Origin of the sequence: Pseudomonas sp. SJZ131 (genome assembly GCF_007828705.1) — a bacterium.
GTDB classification, from domain to species: domain Bacteria; phylum Pseudomonadota; class Gammaproteobacteria; order Pseudomonadales; family Pseudomonadaceae; genus Aquipseudomonas; species Aquipseudomonas prosekii.
In genome coordinates, this window is record NZ_VIVC01000004.1 from 33,548 (window position 1) to 39,976 (window position 6,429).

General features: G+C 59.1%; 3 protein-coding genes. All 3 read left to right on the plus strand.

The window, feature by feature from the left end; all coding sequences use genetic code 11:
- The first annotated feature begins 342 nt into the window (after positions 1 to 342).
- The 3 genes from FBY12_RS18140 to FBY12_RS18150 are packed head-to-tail and all read left to right on the plus strand — an operon-like array spanning position 343 to position 5,251.
- Positions 343 to 1,695 carry a TolC family outer membrane protein gene (locus FBY12_RS18140; RefSeq protein ID WP_121733765.1) on the plus strand — a complete coding sequence of 451 codons (1,353 nt, stop codon included), beginning with the start codon at positions 343 to 345 and terminating at the stop codon, positions 1,693 to 1,695.
- A gap of 42 nt (positions 1,696 to 1,737) precedes the next feature.
- The gene (locus FBY12_RS18145) at positions 1,738 to 3,894 is read left to right on the plus strand and encodes a type I secretion system permease/ATPase (RefSeq protein ID WP_092275332.1); all 2,157 of its coding nucleotides are present in this window, start codon (positions 1,738 to 1,740) and stop codon (positions 3,892 to 3,894) included.
- Positions 3,884 to 5,251, plus strand: a complete 1,368-nt coding sequence (locus tag FBY12_RS18150) for an HlyD family type I secretion periplasmic adaptor subunit (RefSeq protein WP_121733766.1) — start codon at positions 3,884 to 3,886, stop codon at positions 5,249 to 5,251. Before FBY12_RS18145 ends, FBY12_RS18150 begins: the two co-directional genes overlap by 11 nt.
- Positions 5,252 to 6,429: the final 1,178 nt, after the last annotated feature.

The following is a 6,429-nucleotide window of genomic DNA, read 5'->3' on the forward strand; positions in this document are numbered from 1 at the left end:
TGTCACGTTCAGTTGACTTCCATGGACCTGATGACGATTTCGTCAAAGCAGTCTGGACGTACTTATGTAGATTAGTTCATTAGTTTGACGCTATTTTGTGTCAACTATTTGGCTATAGTTTTTAGCTATTTAGTTTATGCCAAACTATTGACCTTATGGGTGCCATCCTAAACAATCGCCCCAGTAATGTCACATTGATATTCATGCGGCGATCTGTCCAAAAGCGTGTCATCCACTCCCTCTTTTGTACTTTCCGACATACGGTCATTCCGGTTGCCATCATCCTGCGCAGCGCCCCTCTTTGCTGTGATTCAAGACAAGTAGTTCTGGGATATTTCCAAGATGCGTTCGTTCCTGTTCAAGGCTCTACCCTTCGCCGTTGCCGCCAGTTTTGTACAAGCACAAACCTTGCCGGAAGCGATGCAACAGGCGCTGGATATCCATCCGGAAATCCAGGCTGCCGTGAACGCCAGAATGGCCGCGGATTATCAATTAAAGGCTGCCAAAGGGGGATACCTGCCACGGGTCGATCTGCTGGGCGGTTATGGTCGCGAAGGCACGGACAACGTCACCACCCGCGCCGACACCGGCAGCAATCACTGGGAAACCCTGAACCGCAGCGAGTCAAGTTTGCGTCTCTCGCAAATGGTTTTTGACGGTTTTGCGACGTCGAGCGAAGTCGGGCGTCAACAAGCCACCGTTAATGCCCGCGCTTATTCATTGCTGGGCACTTCCGAACGCACCGCGCTGACCGTGGCTCAGGTGTATCTCGATGTATTGACCCGCCGCGAATTCGTGCGTCTGGCCGAAGAAAATCTCAAGAGCCACGAACGGATTTTTGACCAGATTCAATTGCGCACCTCGCGGGGTGTGGGCAGCGGCGCCGACATGGACCAGGCTGAAGCTCGCATGGCTCAGGCGCGCAACAACCTGATCACCGAACAGACCAACCTCGCCGACGCGCAAACCAACTTCCTCAGCGCCGTTGGCGCAATGCCGGATCAGCTTGAGCGCCCCGCCCAATTTTTGGCGCTGTTGCCGGCCGACCTTAATGAAGCGCGCACGCAGATGCTCGAAAACAGCCCGGTGCTGCGTTCTGCCGAATCCGATATCTCGGCGGCGGAACGTCAGTATGAAGCGGCGAAGTCGACGTTCTACCCGCGCTTCGATGCCGAGTTGGGGCGTTCCGCCGACAACGACATCGACGGCCAGAACGGCCACAGCAGCGAGTGGCAAGCCATGCTGCGCATGCGTTTCAACCTGTTCGCCGGCGGCAGTAACAAGAACGATCTGGAGTCCAAATCGTACCTGGCCAGCCAGGCGCTCGACGTGCGCAATAACGCTTTGCGCGTATTGAATGAAGAGCTGGGCCTGGCGTTCAACGCCTTGAACAACGCCAACGCCCAAGTGCCGATCGCCCAGCAATATGTCGACCGCAGCATGGCCGTGCGCACCGCGTACCAGAAGCAATTCAGCCTCGGTCAGCGGACCTTGCTCGACCTGCTCGACAGTGAAAACGAACTGTTCACCGCGTCGCGTCGTCTTGAAGACATCAAGAACATTCAGTTATTTACTCAATACCGAATCAAGGCGACCATGGGCGAGTTGCTCAAAAGCCAGGGAGTGGTCGCGCCGTTGGCATCCGTTGTGCAGAACGACGTGAAGCCAAAGGTCCAACTGCCCGGGATGAATTGAGCAGAACCTTAATTGTTCATTTGTTAGCCAAGAGTGCCCAGCGTGGAATCAGAAGTTAGCCGAGTTCATCTCATTCATGATCCACGCGCGTTGCACGACGATCCGTTACTGGATGGTTTGTTGGCCCTGTGCACGCTGCATCAGAAACCGGCCAGCGCGGCGATGCTGACCACAGGCCTGCCGTTGCCCAAACAGCGCCTGAGCGTCGAGTTGCTGCCGCGCGCCGCTGCTCGCGCCGGCCTGCAGGGCCGGGTGCTGCAACGCAAACTGGAAGAAATTCCGGCGATTGCGATGCCGGCGTTGTTGCTGCTCAAGGACGGTCGCAGCGCGGTGTTGCTTGGCTGGCAAGGTGAAGACCAGGCCCGCGTGCTGCTCAGCGAAAGCGATGGCGGCGAAAGCGTCGTCAGCCGCGAACTGCTCGCCGACGATTACATCGGCAAAGTGTTCTTCGCCCAGCCACAACATAAATTTGACGTTAACCACGGCACGCTGATTCCGCGCGCCCGCTCGTGGTTCCGCGACACCCTCAAGCGCTCGCGCTGGCTCTACGCCGACGCCATCGCGGCGAGTTTCCTGATCAACATCATCGCAATGGCCGCGCCGCTGTTCGTGATGAACGTCTACGACCGCGTTGTGCCGAACCAGGCTGAATCGACGTTGTGGGTATTGGCGATCGGCATTACCGGCGCTTATCTGTTCGACCTGATCCTCAAGAGCCTGCGCAGTCTGTGCCTGGATTTGGCCGGGAAGAAAACCGACCTGATCATCTCCGCGACGCTGTTCGAGCGCATCGTTGGCATGGCCATGAAATATCGTCCGGCGCGGGTTGGCAGCTTCGCCCAGAACATCCACGAGTTTCAGAGCCTGCGCGATTTCCTCGCCTCGCTGACCCTGACCAGTCTGATCGACTTGCCGTTTACCCTGCTGATTTTCCTCGTCATCGCGATCCTCGGCGGGCATCTGGTGTGGATTCCGGTGCTGGCGTTCCCGATTGCCTTGCTGATCGGCTACGCGCTGCAAAAGCCGCTGGTAGCGACCATGGAACGCACCATGGCCCTCGCCGCCGAGCGTCAATCGAGCCTGATCGAAACCCTCGCCGGGCTCGATGCGGTGAAGGTCAACAACGCCGAAAGCGAACGCCAATACCAGTGGGAACAGACCATCGGCACCCTCAGCCGCCTCGAACTGCGGGTGAAAATGCTCTCCGGTCTGGCGATGAACATCACGCTGCTGATCCAGCAACTGGCCGGGGTGATCATGATCGTCTTCGGCGTCTACCAAATTATTGACGGTAACCTGAGCATGGGCGGTTTGATCGCCTGCTACATGCTCAGCGGCCGTGCGCTGAGCCCGCTGGCGTCGCTGTCGGGTTTATTGACGCGTTACCAGCAAGCGCGGGTGACCATGGTGTCGGTGGACCAGATGATGGAGCTGCCGCAGGAGCGCAATTTTGACGAGCGCCCGTTGAGCCGCAAAGTTTTGCAAGGCGCGATCGAATGCCGCCAGCTGAACTTCACCTACCCGAATCAGCAAAACGCCGCGCTGAACAACATCAACCTGATCATCAAGCCCGGCGAAAAAATCGGCATCATCGGCCGCAGCGGCTCGGGCAAAAGCTCGCTGGCCAAATTGCTGGTCGGGCTCTATCAGCCGGACGACGGCGCGTTGCTGGTGGACGGGGTTGATATCCGCCAGATCGACGTCAGCGAGTTGCGCCACAACATTGGCTACGTGCCGCAGGACATCCAGTTGCTCGCCGGTACGCTGCGCGACAATTTGGTCTCGGGCGCGCGTTATGTAGAAGACGAGTTGGTGCTGCAAGCCGCCGAACTGGCCGGCGTCCACGAATTCGCCCGTTTGCACCCGCAAGGTTATGAACTGCAAGTCGGCGAGCGTGGGCAGAACCTCTCCGGTGGTCAGCGCCAGAACGTCGCGCTGGCTCGTGCGCTGCTGCTCAATCCGCCGATCCTGCTGCTCGACGAACCGACCAGCGCCATGGACAACACCGGCGAAGAACGCCTCAAGCAACGCCTCGCTGCGGTGATTGAAAACAAAACCGTGGTGCTGGTGACGCACCGGGCATCGTTGTTGTCGCTGGTCGACCGTTTGCTGGTGATTGACCGTGGCCAGATCCTCGCGGACGGCCCGAAAGCGGCTGTGATGGAAGCGTTGAAGAAGGGGCAGATCAGTGTTGCTTAAGTCGGGTTTCAAGGACTCTGTCCGCCGCTACTTCAAAGGCTCGGCGTCGCTGCAAGGCCAGCCATTGCCGGAAGTGAACAAGGCGTTGATCGAAGATGCGCCACGCGTGGTGCGCCTGACGATCTGGGCGATCATCGGTTTCTTCGTGTTCCTCATGCTCTGGGCCAACTTCGCGGTTATCGACGAAGTGACCAAGGGCGACGGCAAGGCGATTCCATCGTCGAAGATCCAGAAAATCCAGAACCTTGAGGGTGGGATCATTTCCGAACTGTTCGTCAAGGAAGGGCAGATCGTCGAGGCCGGCGCGCCGCTGATTCGTCTTGATGACACGCGCTTCGCGTCCAACGTTGGCGAAACCGAGGCTGATCGCCTGTCGATGCTGTTGCGCGTCGAGCGCTTGAGCGCCGAGGTTGATGACCGTCCGCTGAATTTCCCCGCCGACGTGCTCAAAGCGGTTCCCGGCCAAGCGGCCAGCGAAGAGTCGCTGTACACCAGCCGTCGCCAGCAACTGCACGATGAAATCGGTGGTTTGCAGGAGCAGTTGATTCAGCGTCAGCAAGAGCTGCGCGAGTTCTCCTCGAAGCAATCGCAGTACCGCAATGGCCTGGCGTTGCAACGTCAGGAAATCAACATGTCCGAGCCGCTGGTAGCGCAGGGCGCGGTGTCGCCGGTGGAAGTGTTGCGACTCAAACGTGCCGAAGTCGAAACCCGTGGGCAACTCGACGCGACGACGTTGGCGATTCCGCGCGCCGAATCGGCGATCAAGGAAGTGCAGCGCAAGATCGATGAAACGCGCGGCAAATTCCGCAGCGAGGCGCTGACCCAACTCAACGAGGCCCGTACTGACCTGAACAAGGCCCAGGCCACCGGCAAAGCGCTGGAAGACCGGGTCAGCCGGACCCTGGTGACATCGCCGGTTCGCGGCATCGTCAATAAGCTGTTGGTGAACACCATCGGCGGGGTGATTCAGCCGGGCAGCGATTTGGTGGAAATCGTGCCGCTGGACGACACCTTGCTGGTCGAGGCCAAGGTTCGCCCGCAGGACATCGCGTTCCTGCATCCGGGGCAAGAGGCGACGGTGAAATTCACCGCGTACGACTACACCATTTATGGTGGGCTCAAAGCCAAGCTCGAGCAGATCGGCGCCGACACCATTACCGATGAAGACAAGAAAACCACTTACTACATCATCAAGCTGCGCACCGACCGCAGCCACCTCGGCACCGATGAGAAGCCGCTGCTGATCATTCCGGGAATGGTCGCTTCGGTGGACATCATCACCGGTAAGAAAACCGTGCTCAGCTACCTGCTCAAGCCGATCATCCGCGCCCGCGCCGAGGCGTTGCACGAGCGGTAATTTTCGCTGGGGCTGATGGCCCTATCGCGAGCAAGCTCGGCTCCCACAGGGGTTTTGTGCTCGACGCAGATCCAATGTGGGAGTGAGCCTGCTCGCGATGGCGGCCTCAAAATCACACCCATTGCGGCCCTGTCGATCATTCCCATGCTCCCGCGCCGAGGCGTTGCACGAGCGGTGATTTTCGCCGGGGCTTATGGCCTCATCGCGAGCAAGCTCGGCTCCCACAGGGGATTTGTGTTCGATGCACGTCCAATGTGGGAGTGAGCCTGCTCGCGATGGCGGCCTCAAAATCAACACACCTATTGCGGCCCTGTCGATCATTCCCATGCGCACGCGCCGAGGCGTTGCACGAGCGGTAATTTTCGCCGGGGCTGATGGCCTCATCGCGAGCAAGCTCGGCTCCCACAGGGGATTTGTGTTCGACGCAGATCCAATGTGGGAGTGAGCTTGCTCGCGATGGCGGCCTCAAAATCAACACACCAATTGTTGCCATGTTGATCATTCCCAAGCGCACGCGCTGAGGCGTTGCACGAGCGGTAATCTTCGCTGGGGCTGATGGCCTCATCGCGAGCAAGCTCGGCTCCCACGGGGGATTTGTGATCGACGCAGGTCCAATGTGGGAGCTGAGCTTGCTCGCGATGAGGCCTCGAATTCAACACACCCATTGCGGCCCAATGATCATTCCCATGCGCCCGCGCCGAGGCGTTGCACGAGCGGCAATCTTTGCTGGGTCTTATGGCCTCATCGCGAGCAAGCTCGGCTCCCACGGGGGATTTGTGATCGACGCAGGTCCAATGTGGGAGCTGAGCTTGCTCGCGATGAGGCCTCGAATTCAACACACCCATTGCGGCCCTGTCGATCATTCCCATGCGCCCGCGCCGAGGCGTTGCACGAGCGGTAATCTTCGCTGGGGCTGATGGCCTCATCGCGAGCAAGCTCGGCTCCCACAGGGGATTTGTGATCGACGCAGGTCCAATGTGGGAGTGAGCCTGTTCGCGATGGCGGCCTCGAACTCAACACACCCATTATTGCCATGTTGATGATTCCCATGCGCCAGCGCCGAGGCGTTGCACGAGCGGTAATCTTCGCTGCGGCTGATGGCCCTATCGCGAGCAAGCTCGGCTCCCACAGGGGTTTTGTGTACGACGCAGATCCAATGTGGGAGTGAGCCTGCTCGC

What these genes read in the sequence shown, in the direction of transcription:
- FBY12_RS18140 (WP_121733765.1), top strand. Translation starts at nt 343, where the DNA reads ATGCGTTCGTTCCTGTTCAAGGCTCTACCCTTCGCCGTTGCCGCCAGT.